The organism is Serratia sp. Ae19-1, from assembly GCF_059801225.1.
On sequence record NZ_JBCHWD010000001.1, the window covers coordinates 213,721 to 234,771 of the forward strand.

Consider the following 21,051-nt stretch of genomic DNA (forward strand, 5'->3'; position numbering starts at 1 on the left):
AAATTCCGCGCCGTTCCGCCGGCGATTTTTTGTTGTTTTCCCTCAGGTCTGAGCCGGGCGCGCGCGATATGTTGACCTGCACATCAACCACGGAGAAAACAACAATGACAACCGTATCCACTCTGGGGGCGCTGGTGGCGTTAGCCGTCGCCATCGTCCTGATTCTACGCAAGGTTCCGCCGGCTTACGGCATGATTGCCGGCGCGCTGGCGGGCGGGCTGTGCGGCGGCGCCGATCTGGTGCAGACCGTGACGCTGATGATTGGCGGGGCGCAGGGCATCACCAACGCCGTGATGCGCATTCTGGCGGCGGGGGTGCTGGCCGGGGTGCTGATCGAATCCGGCGCGGCGCACACCATCGCCGAAACCATCGTGCGCAAGGTGGGCGAAACCCGCGCGCTGTTGGCGCTGGCGGTGGCTACACTGATCCTGACGGCGGTGGGGGTGTTTATCGACGTGGCGGTGATCACCGTCGCGCCGATCGCGCTGTCGATCGCCCAGAAGGCCGGCATTTCACGCGCGGCGATCCTGCTGGCGATGATCGGCGGCGGCAAGGCTGGCAACGTGATGTCGCCCAACCCGAACACCATCGCGGCAGCGGACAATTTCCACGTGCCGCTCACCTCGGTGATGATGGCCGGCATCGTGCCGGGGCTGTGCGGCCTGGTGGTGGCCTATCTGCTGGCGCGCCGCCTGAGCGATAAAGGCAGCAGGGTGATGGCCGAAGAGTTGACTCAGCATGCCGAAGGGGCGCGGCCGGGCTTTGCCGCGGCGATCAGCGCGCCGCTGGTGGCGATCCTGCTGCTGTCGCTACGGCCGATCGCCGGGATCGCCGTCGATCCGCTGATCGCGTTGCCGGCCGGCGGTTTGGCGGGCGCGCTGTTGATGGGGCGCATTCGCCAGTGCAATCAGTTTATGGTCTCCGGCCTGTCGCGCATGGCGCCGGTGGCGATCATGCTGCTCGGCACCGGCACGCTGGCGGGCATCATCGCCAACTCGGCGCTGAAGGATGTCCTGATTAACGGCTTAACGCATACCGGGCTGCCGGCCTGGTTGCTGGCGCCGCTGTCCGGCGCGCTGATGTCGATGGCAACCGCGTCGACCACCGCCGGCACCGCCGTAGCGTCCGGGGTATTCAGCTCCACGCTGCTGGAACTGGGGGTGAGCGGGTTGGCCGGCGCGGCGATGATCCATGCGGGCGCAACGGTGCTGGATCACCTGCCGCACGGCAGCTTCTTCCACGCCACCGGCGGCAGCGTCAATATGGCGGTGCACGAGCGGCTGAAACTGCTGCCGTATGAGACGCTGGTGGGGTTCACCATCGCGGCAATCTCGGCGCTGATGTTTGGCGTATTTAACCTGGCGGGATAAGGAACAGTGATGAAAACGCTGAAAAAAGTGGTTATTGCCCCGGATTCTTTCAAAGAGAGCCTGAGCGCGCTCGGCGTCGCCGACGCTATCGAGCGGGGATTCCGCCAAATCTACCCGCAGGCGCACTACGTGAAGTTGCCGATGGCGGATGGCGGTGAAGGGACGGTGGAGTCGATGGTGGCGGCCACCGGCGGCGAAATCGTCCAGGTGACGGTCACCGGGCCGCTGGGCGAGTCGGTGCAGGGATTTTATGGCCTGCTGGGCGACGGTGAAACCGCGGTGATTGAAATGGCCGCCGCTTCCGGGCTGCATCTGGCGCCGCCTAATCGGCGCGATCCGCGCATCACCACCAGTTACGGCACCGGTGAACTGATGTTGGCGGCGTTGGAGCGCGGCGTGAAGGCGATCATTCTCGGCATTGGCGGGAGCGCCACCAACGACGGCGGCGCCGGGATGATGCAGGCGCTGGGCGTCAAACTGCTGGATCGGGATCGCCGGCCGTTGCCGGTGGGCGGGGCGGCCCTGGCGCAGCTGGCGCATCTCGATCTCGCCGGGCTGGATGCGCGTTGGCAACGGGTGAGCGTGACCGCCGCCTGCGACGTCGATAATCCGCTGTGCGGCGAAAAGGGCGCGTCGGCGGTGTTCGGGCCGCAGAAGGGGGCGACGCCGGAGATGGTGGCGCAGCTCGATGCGGCGTTGCATCACTATGGCGAACTGCTGGAGCGGGAAACCGGCCGCGCCGTGCTCACCCAGCCGGGCGCGGGGGCGGCGGGCGGCATGGGGGCGGCGCTGCTCGGCATGCTCGATGCGTGCTTGCGGCCGGGCATCGAGATCGTCACCGAAACCCTGCGCCTGGATGAGGCGGTGCGCGATGCCGACTTGGTGATCACCGGCGAAGGGCGGTTGGATAGCCAGTCGATCCACGGCAAAACGCCGATTGGCGTGGCGCGGGTGGCCAAGCGTCACGGCGTGCCGGTGATCGCCATCGCCGGTAGCCTGACGCCGGATTATCAGGTGGTGCATCAGCACGGCATCGATGCGGCGTTTTCGGTGCTCGATCGCATCGTGACGCTGGAAGAGGCGTTGGCGGATGCCGATCGCAATCTGCAGGTGACGGCGCGCAACGTGGCGGCGGTATGGCAGCTGGCGCAAGGGAGAGGCTCACAGGCATAGCCTGTTGCTGTTATCGGTTTCGACGCAGGACTTTTCCGTTACAATAGCCGGCATTAATGGCTGCTGACATCCCGACCCAGAACGGAATGCCGGCCGGAAAGGAAATGAGGGGAACTGAGATGAAGCAAGAGAAACACGGCGTATTGCTGGTGAACCTGGGCACGCCAGATGCGCCGACCTCGTCGGCGGTCAAACGCTATCTGAAGGAATTCCTCAGTGACGATCGCGTGGTCGACACGGCGCCGCTGATCTGGTGGCCGATCCTCAACGGCGCGATCCTGCCGATCCGTTCGCCGCGCGTGGCGAAGCTCTACCAATCGGTGTGGATGGCAGAAGGCTCACCGCTGCTGGTGTACAGCCGCCGCCAACAGCGGGCGCTGGCGGCGCGCATGCCGAATACGCCGGTGGAGCTGGGCATGAGCTACGGCTCGCCGAGCCTGGCGGAAGCCATCGACAAGCTGCTGGCGCAAGGCGTGACTAATCTGGTGGTGTTGCCGCTCTATCCGCAATATTCCTGCTCCACCAGTGCGGCGGTATGGGATGGCGTAGCGCGGGTGCTGAAAGGCTATCGCCGTTTGCCGTCGGTGGCTTTCATTCGCGATTATGCCGAACACCCGGCCTATATCGCCGCGCTGCAGCAAAGCGTGGAACGTTCATTCGCCGAACACGGCCAGCCGGATCGTTTGGTGCTGTCATTCCATGGCATCCCCAAACGCTATGCGCGTCTGGGCGACGACTACCCGCAGCGCTGCGAGGATACGCTGCGTGCGCTGAGCGCCACGCTGCCGCTGGCGCCGGAGCGAGTGATGATGACCTACCAGTCGCGCTTCGGCCGCGAGCCGTGGCTGACGCCGTACACCGATGAAACCCTGAAGGGGTTGCCGGCTCAGGGCGTGAAGCACATTCAGCTGATCTGCCCCGGTTTTTCGGCGGACTGCCTGGAGACGCTGGAAGAGATCAAAGAGCAGAACCGCGAGATCTTCCTCAAGGCCGGCGGCGAAAAGTTTGAGTACATCTCTGCGCTGAACGATGAACCGGCGCATATCGATATGATGCAGCAGTTGGTGGCGCAGCGTCTGTAACCATTCATAATCTGTATATTAGGTGCATCATGATCGGGCGGGGATGTGTTAACATTCTCCGCTTGTTAAACCGTCACCACCGCCAATCACATGAAATTTCCTGGTAAACGCAAGTCCAAACACTATTTTCCGGTGAGCGCCCGCGATCCGCTTCTGCAGCAGGCCCAGCCCGAAAGTGAAATCAGCACCTCGTATATCGTCGGCATCGACCAGACGCTGGTGGATATCGAGGCGAAAGTGGACGACGCTTTTGTCCAGCGCTACGGCCTGAGTCTGGGCCACTCTCTGGTGATCGAAGACGACGTCGCCGAGGCGCTGTATCAGGAACTGAACGAAAATAATCTGGTCACCCATCAGTTCGCCGGCGGCACCATCGGCAATACCATGCACAACTATTCGGTGCTGGCGGACGACCGTTCGGTGCTGCTCGGCGTGATGTGCAGCAACGTGAAAATCGGCAGCTACGCCTACCGTTACCTGTGCAATACCTCCAGCCGCACCGATCTTAACTATCTGCAGGGCGTAGACGGCGCCATCGGCCGCTGCTTCACGCTGATCGGTGAAAGCGGCGAGCGCACCTTCGCCATCAACCCCGGCCAGATGAATCAGCTGCGCCCGGAAAGCATTCCGGAAGAGGTGATCGCCGGCGCGTCGGCGCTGGTGTTGAGCTCTTATCTGGTGCGCTGCAAGGAGGGCGAGCCGATGAAGGCCGCCACCCTGCAGGCGATCGAATACGCCAAAAAACACGATGTGCCGGTAGTGCTGACCCTGGGCACCAAGTACGTGATCGCCGACAACCCGCAGTGGTGGCGCGACTTCCTGAAGGAAAACGTGTCGATTCTGGCGATGAACGAAGACGAAGCGCTGGAGCTGACTGGGCTGAGCGATCCGCTCACCGCCTCGGACATGGCGCTGGACTGGGTGGATCTGGTGTTGTGCACTGCCGGGCCGAGTGGCCTGTATATGGCGGGCTATACCGAAGAAGCCAACAAACGCCAGACGCAGCACCCGTTGCTGCCGGGGCATATCGCCGAGTTCAACCGCTACGAGTTCAGCCGCGCCATGCGCCGCGAGCACTGTGAAAATCCGCTGCGCGTTTATTCGCACATCGCGCCGTATATGGGCGGGCCGGAGAGGATCATGAACACCAACGGCGCCGGCGACGGCGCGCTGTCGGCGTTGCTGCACGATATCGCCGCCAACGGCTACCACCGTCACAACGTGCCGAACTCCAGCAAGCATGTGCGCAGTTACCTGACCTATTCCTCATTGGCGCAGGTGTGCAAATATGCCAACCGCGTCAGCTACCAGGTGCTGAACCAGCATTCGCCGCGCCTCACGCGCGGCCTGCCGGAGCGCGAAGACAGCCTGGAAGAGTCCTACTGGGAACGTTAACCCATTGAAAAGAAAAGGTCCGGCATGCCGGACCTTTTTTTATGCGCGCGCGGCGCTTCAGATCGGGCAGCCGCCCATTTTTTCTTCTTCGCTCAGGGTATCCAGCTGCAGGATGTTCAGCATGCTGTTGGCGATCTCGCGTTCGCCCATCACCACCTGATTGGCGCCGCGATCGGTGATGTAGGCCACCTCGTCGTCGTAGTGGGCGCGGGCGATGATCTCGATGTTCGGCCGCTTGGCGCGCGCCGAGGCGACGATCTCGCCGGCCTCATAGCCGTTTGGGATGGTCAGCAGCAGCCAGCGCGCACAGTCGAGCCGCGCCAGATCCATCACTTCCGGATTGGCGGCGTTGCCCAACACCGTCTTTATGCCCTGCTCGCGCAGCGCTTCCACCCGCGGGCGGGAGTTCTCGATCACCACCAGCGGGATGCCCGCCTCGGCCAGTTTTCCGCCCAGCAGACTGCCGACGCGGCCATAGCCGACCACCAGCGCATGGTTGCACATGTCCACTGGGATCTGCTTCTCTTCTTCCACCGCCTCTTCGAGGATTTGCTCTTCGATGGTTTCGGTCTTGGCCAGATAGCGCTCCAGCAGCGTGAACAACAGCGGGTTGAGCATGATGGACAGGATCGCGCCGGCCAGCACCAGGTTGCGGCCGTGTTCCGACATCATGCCCAGCGCGATGCCGAGGCCCGCCAGAATAAAGGCGAACTCGCCGATCTGCGCCAGGCTGGCGGAAATGGTCAGCGCGGTGCGCTTGGAGTGGCCGAACATTTTCACCAGCAGGAACGCGGCGGCGGATTTGCCGAACACGATAATCGCCAGCGTCGCCAGCACCGCCAGCGGCTCGTTAATCACGATCATCGGATCGAACAGCATGCCGACCGAGACGAAGAACAGCACTGCGAACGCGTCGCGCAGCGGCAGGGTGTCGTGCGCTGCGCGGTGGCTCAGTTCGGACTCGTTCAGCACCATGCCGGCGAAGAAGGCGCCCAGCGCGAAGGAAACGTCGAACAGCTTCACCGCGCCATAGGCGATGCCGAGCGCCAGCGCCAATACCGCCAGGGTAAACAGCTCGCGTGAGCCGGTGCTGGCGGTTTTCGACAGGATCCACGGCACCAGGCGGCGGCCGACCACGATCATCAGCGCGATGAAGGCGATGACCTTACCGATGGTCAGCGCCAGCTCCATCAGCAGCTGACCGCTGCTGGCGTTGTCGTTGCCCAGCATGTTGCCGAAGGCCGGCAGCAACACCAGCGTCAGCACCATCGCCAAATCTTCGACGATCAGCCAGCCGATGGCGATTTGCCCGCGTTGGCTGTCGATCAGTTGCCGTTCCTCCAACGCGCGCAGCAATACCACGGTACTGGCGGTAGAGAGGCAGAGGCCAAACACCAGACCGGAGATCAGATCCCAGCCGAGCAGCTTGGACAGCCCCATGCCGAGCAGCGTGGCGACGGCTATCTGCGCTACGGCGCCGGGAATGGCGATAGATTTTACTGCGAGAAGGTCTTTCAGGGAGAAGTGCAGGCCAACACCGAACATCAACAGGATAACGCCGATTTCCGCCAGTTCCGGCGCCAGTGAGGTATCGGCGACGAAACCGGGGGTGAACGGGCCGGCGAGCACCCCTGCGGCCAGATATCCCACCAGAGGGGAGATGCGCAGGCGGTTCGCCAGCATACCGAGGAGGAAGGCGAGTACTAACCCTCCGACGATGGTGGTGATGAGCGGTGTTGAATTATGCATCCATACTCCTTCTGGCTATGCATCGCGGCACGGGAGAAACGCAACAAAGTTACGAAAAGATACATTTAGTTTATTGCATTTGTTCGCGGCTTGCTTGGCTAATTTGGCCTTTTTTGTAAAAAAGCAGAGGATTTCGCTTAAGGTACGGCAATGAGGGGATTTTGTGCCAGATAAACCAAATAACATTGATTTATCCGTAGGATAAACCCGGATGAATAAATGGTTTCATCCGGGCCGTTCGCGGGGTTATTGCGTTTTATGCTCCATATTGGGCAGTAACGCGGTGATAATGCCGATCAGCGGCAGGAAAGCACAGATTTGGTAGACCAGTTCAATACTGGTCAAATCAGCAACATAACCAAGAACTGCCGCGCCTAATCCGCCCATACCGAAAGCAAAACCGAAGAATAACCCGGAAACCATACCGACTTTTCCGGGGATCAGCTCCTGCGCGTAAACCAGAATGGCGGAGAACGCCGAGGCGAGAATTACCCCGATAATTACCGTCAAAATGCCGGTCCAGTACAGTGATGCATAGGGTAAAACAAGCGTAAATGGCGCCGCGCCGAGGATGGAGCCCCAAATAACATATTTACGCCCTATCTTGTCACCGAGGGGCCCGCCGATAATGGTGCCGGCCGCCACCGCAAACAAGAAGGCGAACAGATGAATTTGCGCGTTCTGCACCGAAACGCCGAACTTATGTATCAAATAAAAGGTGTAATAGCTGCTGATACTGGCCAGATAGAAATATTTAGAGAAAATCAGCACCAGCAAAATGCCCATCGAGTAGGCGACGGTACGTTTTGGCAGCGGTTTCAGCATTGACGGGCTTTTGGGTTGCCCTTTAGCCGCCCGATGCTGATGTTGGTACCATTTGCTGACCTGCAGCAACACCACGATCGCCAGCAGGGCCGCCAGCGAAAACCAGGCGACGTTGCCTTTGCCGTAAGGTGCGATGATCAGCGCGGCCAGCAGCGGGCCAAGTGAGCTGCCGAAGTTGCCGCCGACCTGGAACAGCGACTGCGCCAGACCGTGCCGCCCGCCGGAAGCCATGCGCGCCACGCGCGAGGACTCCGGGTGGAACACCGATGAACCGGTGCCCACCAACGCCGCCGCCAGCAGCACCAGCGGGAAGGTGTTCGCCACCGACAGCAGCAGCAGGCCGGTCAGGGTAAAGCCCATGCCGATCGGCAGAGAATAAGGCTGCGGGTGTTTATCGGTGTAATACCCAATCAGCGGTTGCAGCAGGGAGGCCGTCAGCTGATAGGTCAGGGTGATCATGCCGATCTGCACGAAGCTGAGGTGGAAATCGGCTTGCAGGATCGGGTAAATCGCCAGGATCAGCGACTGGATCATATCGTTGAGCAGGTGAGACACGCTGATGGCGCCGAGGATGGAGAAAGCGGTCCCCTTTACCGTACTGCCCTTGGCGGGCGGCATCGCGCTTTGGCTACTGTCGGTCATATTATTATTAGCCTGATAAGGTGTTGAGCACAGAGATGACATCTTAGGCAGCCCGCTCGGTTTTTACCATATCTGAAATAATCAGACTCACCTCGCAAAAATTTGAAATCAACTGTCATTGATTCGCGCTACAATTTCGCCCTCATCATAAAAGCCATTTAATACACGGAGATCCGCCATGCGTTTTTCGCTGAAGACCACCGCATGCGCGTTGGCCGTTTCCCTGACCTTGCTGTCGGGGGCCGCCAGTGCCTGGGAAAAGGATAAGACCTACGCCATCACCATTCTGCATACCAACGACCATCACGGTCACTTCTGGCAGAACGATCACGGCGAATACGGCCTGGGCGCGCAGAAAACGCTGGTGGACGGTATCCGTCAGGAAGTGGCGGCGCAGGGCGGCAGCCTGCTGCTGCTGTCCGGCGGCGATATCAATACCGGCGTGCCGGAATCGGATCTGCAGGACGCCGAGCCGGACTTCCGCGGCATGAACCTGGTGGGTTACGACGCGATGGCGATCGGCAACCACGAATTCGACAACCCGCTGAGCGTGCTGCGCCAGCAGGAGAAATGGGCGACCTTCCCGCTGCTCTCCGCCAACATCTACCAGAAAAGCACCGGCCAGCGGCTGTTCAAGCCTTACGCCTTGTTCGACAAGCAGGGCATCAAGATTGCGGTCATTGGCCTGACGACCGACGACACGGCCAAAATGGGCAACCCGGAGTACTTTACCGACATTGAATTCCGCGTGCCGGCGCCGGAAGCGAAGCGGGTGGTGGAGCAATTGCGCCAGGACGAGAAGCCGGACGTGATCATCGCCGCCACCCACATGGGGCACTACGATAACGGCCAGCACGGCTCCAACGCGCCGGGCGATGTGGAGATGGCGCGCAGCCTGCCGGCCGGGTATCTCGATATGATCGTCGGCGGCCACTCGCAGGATCCGGTGTGCATGGCCAGCGACAACCGTAAACAGGTGGATTACGTGCCGGGCACGCCATGCGCGCCGGATCGCCAGAACGGCACCTGGATTGTGCAGGCGCACGAATGGGGCAAATACGTGGGTCGCGCCGATTTTGAATTCCGCAACGGTGAGCTGAAGCTGGTGCATTATCAGCTGATCCCGGTGAACCTGAAGAAAAAGGTGGAGAAGGCGGACGGCACCAGCGAGCGGGTGTACTACACCCAGCAGATCGCCGAAGATCCGACCATGATGAAATTACTGACGCCGTTCCAGGAGAAGGGCAAAGAACAGCTGAGCGTGAAAATCGGCAGCGTTAACGGCAAGCTGGAGGGCGATCGCAGCAAAGTGCGCTTCGTGCAGACCAACCTGGCGCGGGTGATGCTGGCCGCGCAGATGGAGCGCGCCGATGCCGATTTCGCCGTGATGAGCGGCGGCGGGGTGCGTGATTCCATTGAGAGCGGCGATATCACCTACAAGAACGTGCTCAAGGTCCAGCCGTTCGGCAACACCCTGGTGCATGTCGATATGAAAGGCAGCGAGATTGAGCAGTACCTGGCGGTAGTGGCCAACATGCAGCCGGATTCCGGCGCCTACGCCCAGTTCGCCAACGTCAGCCTGGTCGCGGACGGCAAGGGCGTCAGCGAGGTGAAGATCAACGGCCAGCCGCTGCAGGCGGATAAAACCTACCGCATGGCGACGCTGAACTTCAACGCGCTGGGCGGTGACGGCTATCCGAAGCTGGATGGGCTGCCGAGCTACGTCAACACCGGCTTTATCGACGCCGAGGTGCTGAAGCAGTACATCGAGAAACACTCGCCGCTGGATGCGGCAGCCTATGAGCCAAAGGGTGAGATCGTGTATCAATAACGGCGTATCGACGCGGCGCTTCCCACGGCAAACGGGAAGCGCCGTTCGCCACGCTCCGCATCAAACCTTCTCACCGATTTATTTTCTTCTCTCCATATACGCCCTCGGCGGGCAGCCCACCCTATTCTTGAAGAAAGTGGCGAAGGCGCTATCGCTGGAAAACGCCAGCCGACTGGCGACGTCGGATTGACTCAGCCCTGCGGCCAGCATCTCGATAGCCTTGATCAATCGCCATTGCTGGCGCCACTGCTGGTAACCGAGGCCGGTTTCACGGCGGAAGATCCGGCTGATGGTTTTCTCTGAAGCGCCGCTATAGCGCGCCAGCTGATGCAACGGCGGAAGCATGTCCCGATCGGCGAGGTGGCGCAGGCGCCGGTCGCAAGGCAGCGGCAGCAACGTCAACTCGCGCGGCGCGGCGGCGATTTCATCCAGACAGACCGCCAGAATATTGGCGTAGGGTCCATGTTGCCAGTCGGTGTCGAAGGCGGCGAACGCGATGCGTTCCAACACCTCGCGCAGCAGCGGTGAGGCTGTCAGTACGGCAAGCTGTGCGGGCAGGCAGGGGTAGCGACCGGCGTCGAGATAAAGCGAACGGTAACCGACCACGCCATTGACCTGAACGCGATGCGCCACCCGCGGCGGGATCCAGGCAACTCTGGCCGGCGGCAGCATGCAGATGCTTTGGTTGAGCGTGATGCGCATGCTGCCTTGCTGGCAAAACAGCAACTGCCCCTTCTCATGCCAATGTGTGCCCGAGTCGTGCTGCGCCAGTTCGGCGGCGATCCCGAGCACGCTATTGTCGAGCGCATCCGGATTAAAGCTGTCCTGCGCCTGAAGCCACGCCATAGGATGTCCGATTTTGTAAATTTATTGTCTTTTATATTGTAATCGTCGCCGGGGAGCAGATGCTACCTTGTGCAGCTTATTCTTGGCTGCGGGATCTGTTATGCAACGTAAACTGACTCTGACCTTGGCGACGTCGATGATGATGTTTCCCCTGGTGGTGGAGACCATCTACAGCCCGGCATTGACGCACATTGCTCACGGTTTCCGGGTCAGTGCGGAGATGGCGGCGCAAACGCTCTCTTGTTACTTTTTCGCCTTTGCGCTCGGCGTGGTGGTATGGGGACGGATGTGCGACGTCATCGGACGCCGTCCCGCCATTTTGGCCGGGCTGATGCTCTATCTGCTGGCTTCGATCGTCGCGCTGTTCAGCGGCAGTTTCAGCGTGCTGCTGGCGGCACGGGGGCTGGCCGCCTTTGGCGCGGCGGTCGGTTCGGTCGGGACGCAAACGGCGATTCGCGATCGCTTCGACGGTTATGAATTGGCGCGAGTGTTCTCGGTGATGGGGATCGCCATGGCGATCGGCCCAGCGGTTGGCGTGTTGAGCGGCGCCGTGCTGACTCACTATTGGGGCTATCAAGGCGTGTTTGGCGGTTTGGCGCTGCTGGCGGCGCTGTTGCTGGGCTATGCCGGTTGGCAACTGCCGGAAACGCGTCCGCAACAGGTGGTGAAGAATTCATTTTTCGGCACGCTGGGGCGGATGATCAAGGACGGGGATATTTGGCTCAGTGCGCTGTTGGTGGCGTTGTTCAATATTTGCATGTTCAGCTATTACCAGCTGGCACCATTCCACTTCTCGGCGTTGGCACTGCCGGCGCAGTGGTTCGGTTATACCGGTTTGGTGTTGGCGGCCGGGGTCGGCATCGGCGCGGCGATCAACAAGTTTTTGATCGGCAAGCACTGGCTGTTCCCCACGCTGTTGATGCTGGCCTGCGCGCTGTCGCTGACCGGCGGCTTGCTGGTACTGCTGCTGGAAGGGACCTTGTGGTTCGTTCTGCCGATGATGCTGGTGGTGATGGCGTACGGCATCGCCATTCCCAATATTCTGGCGCGCGCGTTGCGCCATTATAAAGACTGCATGGGCACCGCCGGCGCCATCCTTGGCCTGATGTATTATCTGATGCTGGGCGGTGGCCTGGTGCTGGCCGGGTTGTCGCAGCACTTGGGCGCCGTGCTGTCGCTCTGCAGCCTTGGCGCGCTGCTGTTGGCATGGCGGGTGGCGTACAGCGAGCGGCGTCTGGCGTTGCCGAGCGTATCTGAGCGATAAGCACGTCGGACATTCTCGCCACCGCCGCCTTCCAATGATAGCCTGAGCGACAATTTGGTTTTGATAACGCAAACGGGAAGATGACATGTTGAAAACCGCAGGCTGGCTGCTGCCCGCCATCGTGGCGCTGGCGGGGTGTTCGTCATCCGGCGAACGCCATGGACAAACCCTCGGCCAGGCGCTGGCGGCCATCGGCCAGGACAAGGCGTTGGTCGGGGCGTCGAGCGGCGTGATGGTGCGCGACGTCGATAGCGGCAAGGTGCTGTATCAGGCGCACGCGGATCAGCGTCTGGCGCCGGCGTCCAACATGAAGATGTTCACCTCTCTGGCGGCGTTCGGCGTGCTGGGCGCCGATTACCGCTTTGAAACCCGGCTGCTGACCAACGGCAAACAGCGCGGCGATACGTTGCACGGGGATCTCTATCTGCAGGGTAGCGGTGACCCTACGCTGCACCCGGACGATCTCGATACCTTCGCCGCCACCTTGGCGCAGCGCGGCATTCGTCATATCCAGGGGCGGCTGATCCTGGACGCCGGCGCCTTCGATCAGACACCATTCGGCCCCGGCTGGAGCTGGGACGATGAACCCTTTGCCTTCGCCGCGCCGATTTCGGCGCTGAACTACGCCTTTACACCCGGCGGCGATATCAACGTGGTACAGGTGGAGGTGCGGCCGGGCGCCCGCGCCGGTGCGCCGGGGCAGGTGAGCTTCTATCCCGCCAATGACGCGGTGACGCTGGTCAATCGCACCACCACCGGCGGTGATACCGCGCTGACGTTCGATCGCCAGCCTGGCGGCAACCGGATCGTGGTCAGCGGCACCATCGCCGCGCAGGCGGAGGCCAGCTCGCGATTGATCACCGTCGATCAACCGGCCATCGTCGTCGGCGCCTTGTTGCAAAATGCCCTGCGCGCGCACGGCATCACCCTGCGCGGCGCCGCTGAAGAGGGCGTGACGCCGGCCGAGGCACGGTTGCTGGCCGAAAAAACCTCGCCGCCGCTTTCCCGTCTGGTCGTCACCTTCCTGAAAGTGTCCAACAACGGCTACGGCGAGATATTGACCAAAGCGATGGGCCGCAAGACGCAGGGTAAAGGGGATTGGGCCGCCGGCCTGCAGGCGATAAGCCGGTTTGTGCAAAGCCAGGGCATCGAGGCCGGCGCGTACCGCCAGGTGGACGGTTCCGGGCTGTCGCGCATGAACCAGATCACGCCGCAGCAGCTGACGACGCTGTTGCTGGCGGCCAGAAAACAGCCGTGGTTCGCCGATTGGTATCACGCCTTGCCCGTCGCGGGCGAGCCGGGGTTGCTGGTGGGTGGCACGCTGCGAAGCCGCATGGTGAAAAGCCCGGCGGCGGGGCGCGCCCACGCCAAGAGCGGTTCCATGACCGGGGTATCGTCGCTCAGCGGCTATGTCGACTCGGCGACCGGGCGGCCGCTGGCGTTCGCCATCATCAGCAATAACTATCTGGTGCCCGGCGCGCAGGTGAAGGCGCTGGAGGACCGCCTGGTGGAGACGCTGGCGGCCTGTGACGCCACGGTGGTGTGCCGCTAGGAACGCGGCGTCAGTCGCGTTTGGCGATGTCGGCGAAGCTGCCGGCCAGCAGGCGGCACAGATCGGCGGCGGCCAGCTCGATGTCCAGCCCGCGTTTTCCGCCGGAAACGTAGATGGTGGCGAACGCCTGCGCCGGGCTGTCGATCACCGTCGGCAGCCGTTTTTTCTGCCCTAATGGGCTGATGCCACCCACCAGATAACCGGTAACGCGCTGCGCCAGCTGCGGATCGGCCATTTCGGCTTTTTTGGCGCCGAGGGCGCGGGCGACCTTTTTCAGATCCAGCTGGGTGGCGACCGGCGTGACCGCCACCGCCAGGTGTTTGGCGTCGCCGTTCAGCGCCACCAGCAGCGTTTTGTAAACCCGATCGGCATCCAGCCCCAGCTTTTTCACCGCTTCGTCGCCGAAGTTGGTTTCGTCGCTGTCGTGGTGGTACGGATGAAGGGTAAAGGCGACCTTTTGTTTCTCAAGCAGAACGACTGCGGGCGTCATGATATGTTGTCCAAAATGTCCCCAGCGGGGAAAGGGTGATAATCAGCTTTAAAAATACAAAAATCCAACCTGCCCGGCAACCTGAGCGGCTGTTACATAAAGCGGGTTGCCAAGATATTCACCGGGTTGCTACCCTGTTTACTGTAACCGTTAACACGGTTGCTATGCGTATAACTAGAATACAAGAAATTCCTCTTTGACTGGCCAATAGCGATATTGGCCTCTTTTTTAACCCTGAGGCTGCAGCATCGCCGGCAGGTTATCCTCGCCATACAGGTGCAACGCGCCGACCGCCACCACATAGTCACCGGCCGGCAGCGCCTCCAGCTGACGCCGCCAGTCGCGATTGCGCTGATGCATCAGCACGTCGTACAGCCCGGCGCTGAAGGTGGCGGGCAGGGTGTCCAGCGCGCCGCGCGGTTTGGCGTTCAGCCACCAGCTCACCATGGTTTGCAGCAGCCGCGCGTTGGTATGCCAGTGCTCCAGGGTATCGCGCAGCAGCGCGATGCCGCCTTCCGGCAATTGTTCCAGCATCGCCAGCTGCTGCTGCGCTCCTTCCAGTTCGATCACCGGTTTGGCCTGTGCCCGGGCGGCCTGCAGCAGCTGATAGTCCACGCCATATTCCGCGCGCAGCCCCAAACGCTGGGCCTGGCGCGCCTGCATCATCAGCGCCACCTGCCAGCCGGGTAGAGTGGTGAAGGTGTGCGGGTCGGCGCCCAGCTCATGGCACAGCGCCAACAACTGTTGATATTCTTCGGCGGACAGGCGCTGTTCCAGCTCCGGTTGCAGTTCGGCGTGGTCGAAGGGCGAGGCGGCGCCGGTGATATCGGCTTCGACGATCAGCGCGTCGGCCTGTTGCAGCCGGGCGGCCAACCGCGCCGGCAACGGCGACATATCGACGGTACCCATATGGATGCTGCCCACCAGATGCAGCCGACGATCGCCCGGCAGGGTGATGTCCAGCGCCGGATAAGCGTAACTCTGGGGCGAGATCAGGCCGAGAAAGGCGGCGAGGCGGCGTAACAATTGACCCATACGGCGTGGCTCCTGAATAACGGGTGCGCGTTTTGCGTGAAAGGCGAGGGAAATCGCCATTCATGCTAAACGCTATCCGTCGCGCAGGAAAGCCCGGAAAACAGCGGGGCGCCATGACGGCGCCCCGGCGATCACTTCCTGAGTTTAAAACGCAGCAGCCGGTTGGCGTTGCTGACCACGGTAATGGACGACAGCGCCATCGCCGCGCCCGCCACCACCGGGCTGAGCAGCGTGCCGGTCAGCGGGTAGAGCACGCCGGCGGCGATCGGAATACCCAGCGTATTGTAGATAAAGGCGCCGAACAGGTTCTGCTTCATGTTGCGCAGCGTGGCCTTCGACAGCTCCACCGCATCCGCCACGCCGTGCAGGCTGTGGCGCATCAGGGTGATGGCGGCGGTCTCGATGGCGATATCGCTGCCGCCGCCCATCGCGATGCCCACGTCGGCCTGCGCCAGCGCCGGGGCGTCGTTGATGCCGTCGCCGACCATCGCCACGCGTTGGCCCTGTGCCTGCAGCTGCTTGATCGCTGCCGCTTTGCCGTCCGGCAGCACCCCGGCAATCACCCGATCGATACCGGCCTCTTTGGCGATGGCGTTGGCGGTCACCGGGTTGTCGCCGGTCAGCATTACCAACTGATACCCCTGCTGGTGCAGGCGCTGCAGCGCCGCAACGCTGTCCTCGCGCAGCGGATCGCGAATGGCGAACAGCGCGGCCGGTTTCCCGTTAACGGCCAGCAGCACCGGCGTCACGCCGCGCTCGGCCTGGGCGCGCATCGGCGCTTCCAGTTCGGCGGTCGCAACCTGATGCTGCTCCAGCAGCGCGGCATTGCCCAGCAGCACCTGCACGCCGTCGATCTCTCCGCTGACGCCGGCGCCGCGCAGGGTGCGGAACTGCGCGACCTGCGGCAACGTTTGCCCGGCGGCGCGTTCCATGATGGCGCGCGCCAGCGGGTGGTTGGAGCCTTGTTCCAGCGCGGCGGCCCAGCCGATCGCCTGCTGTTCGCTGACCTGATTGAAGGTCAGGATCTCCACCACCTGTGGTTTCCCTTCGGTCAGGGTGCCGGTTTTGTCGAATACCAGGGTGTCCAACTGGCTGGCTTGCTGCAGGGCGTCGGCGTCGCGCACCAGCACGCCGAACTCCGCCGCGCGGCCGACGCCGGAGATGATCGACATCGGCGTCGCCAGGCCCAGGGCGCAGGGACAGGCGATGATCAGTACCGTGGTGGCGATCACCAGCGTATAGACCAGCTGCGGCTGCGGGCCAAAGAAGTACCATATCGCTGCGCTGAACAGGGCGATCGCCACTACCGCCGGCACGAACACCGCCGAGACGCGGTCAGCCAGCTGGCCAATCGCCGGTTTGCTGCTCTGCGCCTGACGCACCAGTTTGATGATGCGCGCCAGCGTGGTTTGGCTGCCGATGGCGGCGGCGCGGAACAGCACGCTACCGTCATCGACCACCGTCCCGGCATGCACCGTGTCGCCGGCGCTTTTCTGCTGCGGCACCGCTTCGCCGGTCAGCATCGCTTCATCAAGCCAGACTTCACCCTGTACGATTTCGCCGTCGACCGGCACGCGATCGCCGGTAGTCAGCCGCAGCGTCATGCCGAGCTGCACCTCCGCTAGCGGGATATCGCGTTCGCCGTCGTCAGTCACCAGCCGGGCGGTGGGCGGCGTTAGATCCAACAGGCGCTCCAGCGCCTGTGAAGAACGCTGGCGAGCGCGCTGCTCCAGCGCATGGCCGAGGTTGATCAAACCGATGATCATCGCGCTGGCCTCGTAATAGAGGTGGCGCGCTTCCATCGGGAAGAAATCGGGCCAAATGTTGACGGCGATCGAGTAGAGCCAGGCGGCGCCGGTACCGAGCGCCACCAGAGTATCCATGGTGGCGCTGCCGTTCATCAGCGCGCGCCAGGCGTTGCGGTAGAAGTGCCCGCCGGCGAATACCATCACCGCCAGGGTGATGACGCCGACCAGCAGCCAGGGGCGCTGGGTTTCCGGCGTCAGCGTCATGCTGCCGCCGAACAGCCCCCAGGCCATCAGCGGTATCCCCAGCGCCAGACCGAGCGCCGCCTGCCAGCTAAAGCGCTTCATGTTGGCGCGAGCGGTCTGCTGTTGCCGTTCGCGACGTTCGGTTTCGTCTTGGATCATCTCGGCGCCGTAGCCGGCTTTTTCCACCGCCGCCACCAGCGCCTGCGCATCGGCGGCGCCGGTCACCAGCGCGCTGCGCTCCGCCAGATTGACACGGGCGTGCTCCACGCCGGGGACGCTTTGCAGGGCCTGCTGCACTTTATTGACGCAGCTGGCGCAGGTCATGCCGCTGAGCAGCAGCTGTACGCTGTCGTCCGCGCTGTCGGTTGCCGGAAGGGAAGGTTGCGCCGCTGGCTGAACGTCCGGCAACGAAGGTGTTGCGTCAGTCAACGGCTCAGTTTTTGGGACGACGGTACCCGCCACGCTGGCGTGATAACCGGCGTGTTCTACTGCGGCGATCAGCGCCTGTGGATCGGCATCGCCGTACACTTTCGCGCTGTCGATCTCGACCTCGGCGGCGAACACGCCCGGTACCGCTTCCAGCGCCTTGCGGGTGCTGCCGACGCAGTGCATGCAGCTCAAGCCGCTCAGCTGCAGTTCGGTATCGGCGCGCGGCGCGACTTTGGCCTGATAACCGGCGGCGATCACGCTGTCGATCAGCGCGCTGTCCGGCGCTTCACCGGTCACTTTGGCGTATTGGACGTTAACCTCGGCCTGTTCGACATCGCTGCGGCTTTCCAGGGCTTTTTTCACCCGCTGCGCGCAGTTCATGCAGGACAACCCCTGTAATGCCAGCATAGTGGTGTGTGACATGATTGGACTCCTTGCTTAAGGGCGGTGTTTAAAGGTTGACCGCCTGACCTGTTTTCACTAAGAAGGGAGCTTAAACCTTCCAGCAAGGGTAAGGTCAAGGCGGTTTTTACTTGCGCGGGCGTGGCGGTCGTTTTGTGTTGTATAACAAGGTGTTTTATCGGCGGCAGCGCGGTCGGCTTGCCCGAACCGCGCTGCCGCGTTGGGGTTACAGCACGAAAGGAATGAAACATTTAACCTGACGTTTATAGTTGCGCCAAACCTCGCCGTAGCGCTTCTCGGCCATTTTCTCGCTTTTGGGAATGGCGTCGGCGAAATACTGCGCCAGGTTAGTCAGCGGTGCGATCAGGCCAAACAGGTTGCCGGCAAGCAGCCCGAAGCTGACGAAAATAAGAAAGTCGCCGAAATAATTCGGATGGCGCGCCAACCCCCAAAAGCCACTGTTCAGCAGCCGGCCTTTATTGTTCGGATCCTGTTTGAAGCGCCGTTTTTGATAATCGCTGCCGAAGTGGAACAGCGTGCCTATCAGGTAGACCCCAATGGCCAGCCATTGCAGCGCGCCCCACGGCCCCTGCAGTCGGCTGGCCCAGTAGAAGGGCAGGCAGTACAGGCCGCCGAAGATCATGACCATCATCACCGCCAGCCATGGCACCTGCTGCGTGGGCATCACGTCCTTGAGTTTGGCCGCGGCGGTGTTGCCGTACCAACGTGTCAGCACGATGTTCATGCGCAGCAGGTACAGGCCGACCATGACAAGGATCAGGGCTTTGTGGCTCAGATCGCCCTCGCCGAAATAGCAATAGACCAGGGTAACCGGCCCCATGGCGTTGAACCCCCACAGAAACATCGGGCGAGTGTCCTGAGCGCCGCGGCTGGTAATAAACGCCAGCAGGGCAAGGATCAACAAAACAGCGGCCAAAGCAATCCATACGTTCATTGTGTTCTCCTCAGCGGATTAAGGGGAATCGTTCCCCGGGGGCGCGCATTCGCCGGATGGCGGCGCGGTCAAAATGCTTTGCCAGCTGCGTCTGGGTGCTGCGCTGCCCCATTGTTGCAGGTGGCCGAAGCGGGCAAAAAATACCGGGGGAGCACTGAGCGCCAGGGTTGCTGCGAGCTCGCGACGCGCCTCGGCGTGTTGCACCAGAACGCTGATCGGATGCAATCCCCAACCCCAGTGTTGCAGTGTGAGCCACAGACGTCCAAGCCGCATGCCGGTGGCGAACAGGTGCTCGGCACTTTCGTCGTTCAGACACAGCGCCAGGTATTGCGGGCCTTCCGCGACGCGTTGCGCCAGCCCTTGCGCCATATAAGCCGGCAAGCGCAGCCCGGTCGCCAGCCGGCTTAAGCGAGGATGAAACGCCACTTGGAAGAAGCGCTTGAATGCTGGGGATACCGGGCCAAACAGGTGGTGCAGGTGAAAACCGTCGTCGGTAGGCTGCCGTTCGTTGAAGCGGATGTATTGATAGGTTTCGCGCCAGGCTTGGCGATCCGAGAAATCGAGCGCGGCGTGACGAGCGGTGAGCTGCGCGACCCGACGGCGAGCGCGTTCGTCACCTGCGATACTGAGCGAACTCGCCGTTCCGTCGAACAAGGTCTGCAGCTGCATCCGTTGCGCTTCATTGATTGGCGTAGGCTGATAGGCCGCCCGTGCGGTATGCCGCTCGCCGATCAGCTGCGCCAATTGGCGATGGGTGGCTCGATCGGGCGCGGCAGGCGCGGCGGGGGCAAAGCTCAGTAAATGCGTGGGGCCATGCTCCCAACGCCAGGCGAGAGGCGAGCCTGCACAGTAGAGCAGCGCGCTGAGGTACTCGAAGAAAATCCCGCAGCTCATCAGCATCTCGCGTTCCAGCGAAGGCAGGCTCTGCAAGGCGCGACGGCGGTCGATAGCCAATCGGCCACATCGGGCGTCGGTGTCATAGTGGAGAGACCAGGGTTGGCAGTTGTGTGAAGAGGGCGCCTGCCGCGCGATGTCCACGGCCTGTTGCAGCGCCGCGGCGAAAAGGTCTTGGGTCATGATAAGGCTCCGAAAGCGGAAGGGGCGGGCAGGGAAAATACGGTAACGTTCGCTCTGAACGACATGCTTTCCTCCGCAGGAAAGCAGAGTGCGCATGCCCAGTCCAGGCTGCGCCACAGCCAGAAGCGTCTGCTCGCCAAACTGCCGTCGGCGCTTGAGACCAACCCGGTGTGCCAGTCGATGCCGATCGTCCGCAATTCGTAGGGCAGGCCGCGGCCGTGGCTTTTTAAAAATGCTTCGCGAATGGCCCAGACGGCGCAGGCCTGTATGCGTCCCAATCGCTGCTCCGCCTCGCCAAAGGCCCAGCGCAGCGCCGCGCCGGAGAAGGGGCGATAATGCTGCAGATCGATGCCGAGCGGGATATCGCCGGTGGCGCTGGCGTACCAGGCATGCGAATGGCTGAGAGAAACGTGGCGGCGTCCCAGCAGGAGGTGTTCGCCGAACGGTTGTCCACTCGCCTCATGGCGCAGCGTAAAGCCGGTCGCGTCCCGCCGGCACCATGTCCGGTTCAGCAGCGCGACGGCCTGCGCCCGCGCGTGTTTTTTCACCGCCGACAGATGCCGCAATCCCCGAACGGCGGCGCAGCGGTGGGGGCCGCCCAACGCGATGACGATACGCGGCGCCACGCTAAGCTCGATAACCATCGGCGATGCGTTCTCCGCTGATTTCGTCAACGACTTCCGCCAACTGATTAAAGCGTTCAACCAGGCTTTGAAACAGCGGGGTTTGCATCTCGCGCTCGAACATTTTCAGCGAGTTCAGCTGAATGATTTCGATAAAGTGAAACGGCGCCTCCGCCGAAGGGCTGACTTCGATAACATCGAAGGCGCGTACCGCGTCGAGGTGGCGGCAAGCCTGGTAATCGGTCGTCTCCACCCAGTCGCGAAACGCGGCGCGGTGGGCGATGTCTTTTAGCCGAATCTTATGGACGATAATGTGCATC

The 21,051-nt window shown here is 62.2% G+C and carries 17 protein-coding genes; 7 read left to right on the top strand and 10 right to left on the bottom strand.

Annotated elements, in window-relative coordinates; all coding sequences use genetic code 11:
• Positions 1–104 precede the first annotated feature (104 nt).
• The 4 genes from AAIE04_RS01090 to AAIE04_RS01105 all read left to right on the top strand — a co-directional run bounded on the left by AAIE04_RS01090 (position 105) and on the right by AAIE04_RS01105 (position 5,020).
• Positions 105–1,370, top strand: coding sequence for a GntP family permease (locus AAIE04_RS01090; RefSeq protein WP_016928831.1), 1,266 nt, complete (start codon positions 105–107; stop codon positions 1,368–1,370).
• A gap of 9 nt (positions 1,371–1,379) precedes the next feature.
• The gene (locus tag AAIE04_RS01095; protein ID WP_498576344.1) at positions 1,380–2,543 is read left to right on the top strand and encodes a glycerate kinase; all 1,164 of its coding nucleotides are present in this window, start codon (positions 1,380–1,382) and stop codon (positions 2,541–2,543) included.
• A gap of 119 nt (positions 2,544–2,662) precedes the next feature.
• On the top strand, positions 2,663–3,625 hold the full coding sequence (gene hemH / locus AAIE04_RS01100) for a ferrochelatase (protein ID WP_019454160.1): 963 nt from the start codon (positions 2,663–2,665) through the stop codon (positions 3,623–3,625).
• A 90-nt stretch (positions 3,626–3,715) separates the two neighbouring features.
• A complete protein-coding gene (locus AAIE04_RS01105) occupies positions 3,716–5,020 on the top strand; it encodes an inosine/guanosine kinase (protein ID WP_019454159.1) in 1,305 nt (434 codons plus the stop codon).
• Between the two features lie 57 nt (positions 5,021–5,077).
• Here the strand turns inward: AAIE04_RS01105 and ybaL are convergent, their stop codons facing one another.
• Entirely contained in the window at positions 5,078–6,769 is a 1,692-nt protein-coding gene (gene ybaL, locus AAIE04_RS01110; protein WP_025160055.1) for a YbaL family putative K(+) efflux transporter, read from the bottom strand.
• A gap of 246 nt (positions 6,770–7,015) precedes the next feature.
• On the bottom strand, positions 7,016–8,236 hold the full coding sequence (locus AAIE04_RS01115; protein ID WP_074055208.1) for an MFS transporter: 1,221 nt from the start codon (positions 8,234–8,236) through the stop codon (positions 7,016–7,018).
• A 178-nt stretch (positions 8,237–8,414) separates the two neighbouring features.
• Here AAIE04_RS01115 and ushA point away from each other — a divergent pair, with 178 nt between their 5' ends.
• Complete coding sequence (ushA, locus tag AAIE04_RS01120; protein WP_154747596.1) at positions 8,415–10,067, top strand: bifunctional UDP-sugar hydrolase/5'-nucleotidase UshA; 1,653 nt, start codon at positions 8,415–8,417, stop codon at positions 10,065–10,067.
• A gap of 78 nt (positions 10,068–10,145) precedes the next feature.
• On the opposite strand, the gene AAIE04_RS01125 is transcribed toward ushA, so the two are convergent.
• Positions 10,146–10,913, bottom strand: a complete 768-nt coding sequence (locus AAIE04_RS01125) for an AraC family transcriptional regulator (protein WP_309530958.1) — start codon at positions 10,911–10,913, stop codon at positions 10,146–10,148.
• 100 nt (positions 10,914–11,013) lie between these two features.
• Between AAIE04_RS01125 and AAIE04_RS01130 the strand changes: the two genes are divergently transcribed.
• On the top strand, positions 11,014–12,177 hold the full coding sequence (locus AAIE04_RS01130; RefSeq protein WP_498576345.1) for an MFS transporter: 1,164 nt from the start codon (positions 11,014–11,016) through the stop codon (positions 12,175–12,177).
• An 85-nt stretch (positions 12,178–12,262) separates the two neighbouring features.
• Positions 12,263–13,729, top strand: a complete 1,467-nt coding sequence (dacB, locus tag AAIE04_RS01135; protein WP_498576346.1) for a D-alanyl-D-alanine carboxypeptidase/D-alanyl-D-alanine endopeptidase — start codon at positions 12,263–12,265, stop codon at positions 13,727–13,729.
• A 10-nt stretch (positions 13,730–13,739) separates the two neighbouring features.
• Here dacB and ybaK read toward each other — a convergent pair whose 3' ends face one another.
• From ybaK to AAIE04_RS01170, 7 genes are all read right to left on the bottom strand, one after another.
• Entirely contained in the window at positions 13,740–14,219 is a 480-nt protein-coding gene (gene ybaK / locus AAIE04_RS01140) for a Cys-tRNA(Pro)/Cys-tRNA(Cys) deacylase YbaK (protein ID WP_019454152.1), read from the bottom strand.
• Positions 14,220–14,447: 228 nt separating this feature from the next.
• Positions 14,448–15,254: a TraB/GumN family protein gene (locus AAIE04_RS01145; RefSeq protein WP_063918857.1), complete on the bottom strand. Its 807-nt coding sequence runs from the start codon at positions 15,252–15,254 to the stop codon at positions 14,448–14,450.
• A 131-nt stretch (positions 15,255–15,385) separates the two neighbouring features.
• On the bottom strand, positions 15,386–18,097 hold the full coding sequence (gene copA, locus AAIE04_RS01150) for a copper-exporting P-type ATPase CopA (RefSeq protein ID WP_498576347.1): 2,712 nt from the start codon (positions 18,095–18,097) through the stop codon (positions 15,386–15,388).
• A gap of 205 nt (positions 18,098–18,302) precedes the next feature.
• Positions 18,303–19,031, bottom strand: coding sequence for a DUF1295 domain-containing protein (locus AAIE04_RS01155; RefSeq protein WP_019454149.1), 729 nt, complete (start codon positions 19,029–19,031; stop codon positions 18,303–18,305).
• A gap of 18 nt (positions 19,032–19,049) precedes the next feature.
• Positions 19,050–20,108 (bottom strand): nitroreductase family protein, encoded by a 1,059-nt coding sequence (locus tag AAIE04_RS01160; RefSeq protein WP_498576348.1) that lies wholly within the window; start codon positions 20,106–20,108, stop codon positions 19,050–19,052.
• On the bottom strand, positions 20,105–20,752 hold the full coding sequence (locus AAIE04_RS01165; protein ID WP_019454147.1) for a 4'-phosphopantetheinyl transferase family protein: 648 nt from the start codon (positions 20,750–20,752) through the stop codon (positions 20,105–20,107). Before AAIE04_RS01165 ends, AAIE04_RS01160 begins: the two co-directional genes overlap by 4 nt.
• Positions 20,736–21,050, bottom strand: a complete 315-nt coding sequence (locus tag AAIE04_RS01170; protein WP_004940233.1) for a RedY/HapK family protein — start codon at positions 21,048–21,050, stop codon at positions 20,736–20,738. The genes AAIE04_RS01165 and AAIE04_RS01170 overlap by 17 nt, the downstream gene beginning before the upstream one ends.
• Between the last annotated feature and the right edge of the window lies 1 nt (position 21,051).

Excerpts from the sequence above, each read along its gene's own strand:
- AAIE04_RS01090 (WP_016928831.1), top strand. The coding sequence starts at position 105 with ATGACAACCGTATCCACTCTGGGGGCGCTGGTGGCGTTAGCCGTCGCC.
- copA (WP_498576347.1), bottom strand. The coding sequence starts at position 18,097 with ATGTCACACACCACTATGCTGGCATTACAGGGGTTGTCCTGCATGAAC.
- AAIE04_RS01105 (WP_019454159.1), top strand. The coding sequence starts at position 3,716 with ATGAAATTTCCTGGTAAACGCAAGTCCAAACACTATTTTCCGGTGAGC.
- ybaK (WP_019454152.1), bottom strand. The coding sequence starts at position 14,219 with ATGACGCCCGCAGTCGTTCTGCTTGAGAAACAAAAGGTCGCCTTTACC.
- AAIE04_RS01115 (WP_074055208.1), bottom strand. The coding sequence starts at position 8,236 with ATGACCGACAGTAGCCAAAGCGCGATGCCGCCCGCCAAGGGCAGTACG.
- AAIE04_RS01170 (WP_004940233.1), bottom strand. The coding sequence starts at position 21,050 with ATGCACATTATCGTCCATAAGATTCGGCTAAAAGACATCGCCCACCGC.
- AAIE04_RS01155 (WP_019454149.1), bottom strand. The coding sequence starts at position 19,031 with ATGAACGTATGGATTGCTTTGGCCGCTGTTTTGTTGATCCTTGCCCTG.
- AAIE04_RS01160 (WP_498576348.1), bottom strand. The coding sequence starts at position 20,108 with ATGACCCAAGACCTTTTCGCCGCGGCGCTGCAACAGGCCGTGGACATC.
- ushA (WP_154747596.1), top strand. The coding sequence starts at position 8,415 with ATGCGTTTTTCGCTGAAGACCACCGCATGCGCGTTGGCCGTTTCCCTG.
- AAIE04_RS01145 (WP_063918857.1), bottom strand. The coding sequence starts at position 15,254 with ATGGGTCAATTGTTACGCCGCCTCGCCGCCTTTCTCGGCCTGATCTCG.
- AAIE04_RS01125 (WP_309530958.1), bottom strand. The coding sequence starts at position 10,913 with ATGGCGTGGCTTCAGGCGCAGGACAGCTTTAATCCGGATGCGCTCGAC.
- AAIE04_RS01130 (WP_498576345.1), top strand. The coding sequence starts at position 11,014 with ATGCAACGTAAACTGACTCTGACCTTGGCGACGTCGATGATGATGTTT.
- ybaL (WP_025160055.1), bottom strand. The coding sequence starts at position 6,769 with ATGCATAATTCAACACCGCTCATCACCACCATCGTCGGAGGGTTAGTA.
- hemH (WP_019454160.1), top strand. The coding sequence starts at position 2,663 with ATGAAGCAAGAGAAACACGGCGTATTGCTGGTGAACCTGGGCACGCCA.
- dacB (WP_498576346.1), top strand. The coding sequence starts at position 12,263 with ATGTTGAAAACCGCAGGCTGGCTGCTGCCCGCCATCGTGGCGCTGGCG.
- AAIE04_RS01165 (WP_019454147.1), bottom strand. The coding sequence starts at position 20,752 with ATGGTTATCGAGCTTAGCGTGGCGCCGCGTATCGTCATCGCGTTGGGC.
- AAIE04_RS01095 (WP_498576344.1), top strand. The coding sequence starts at position 1,380 with ATGAAAACGCTGAAAAAAGTGGTTATTGCCCCGGATTCTTTCAAAGAG.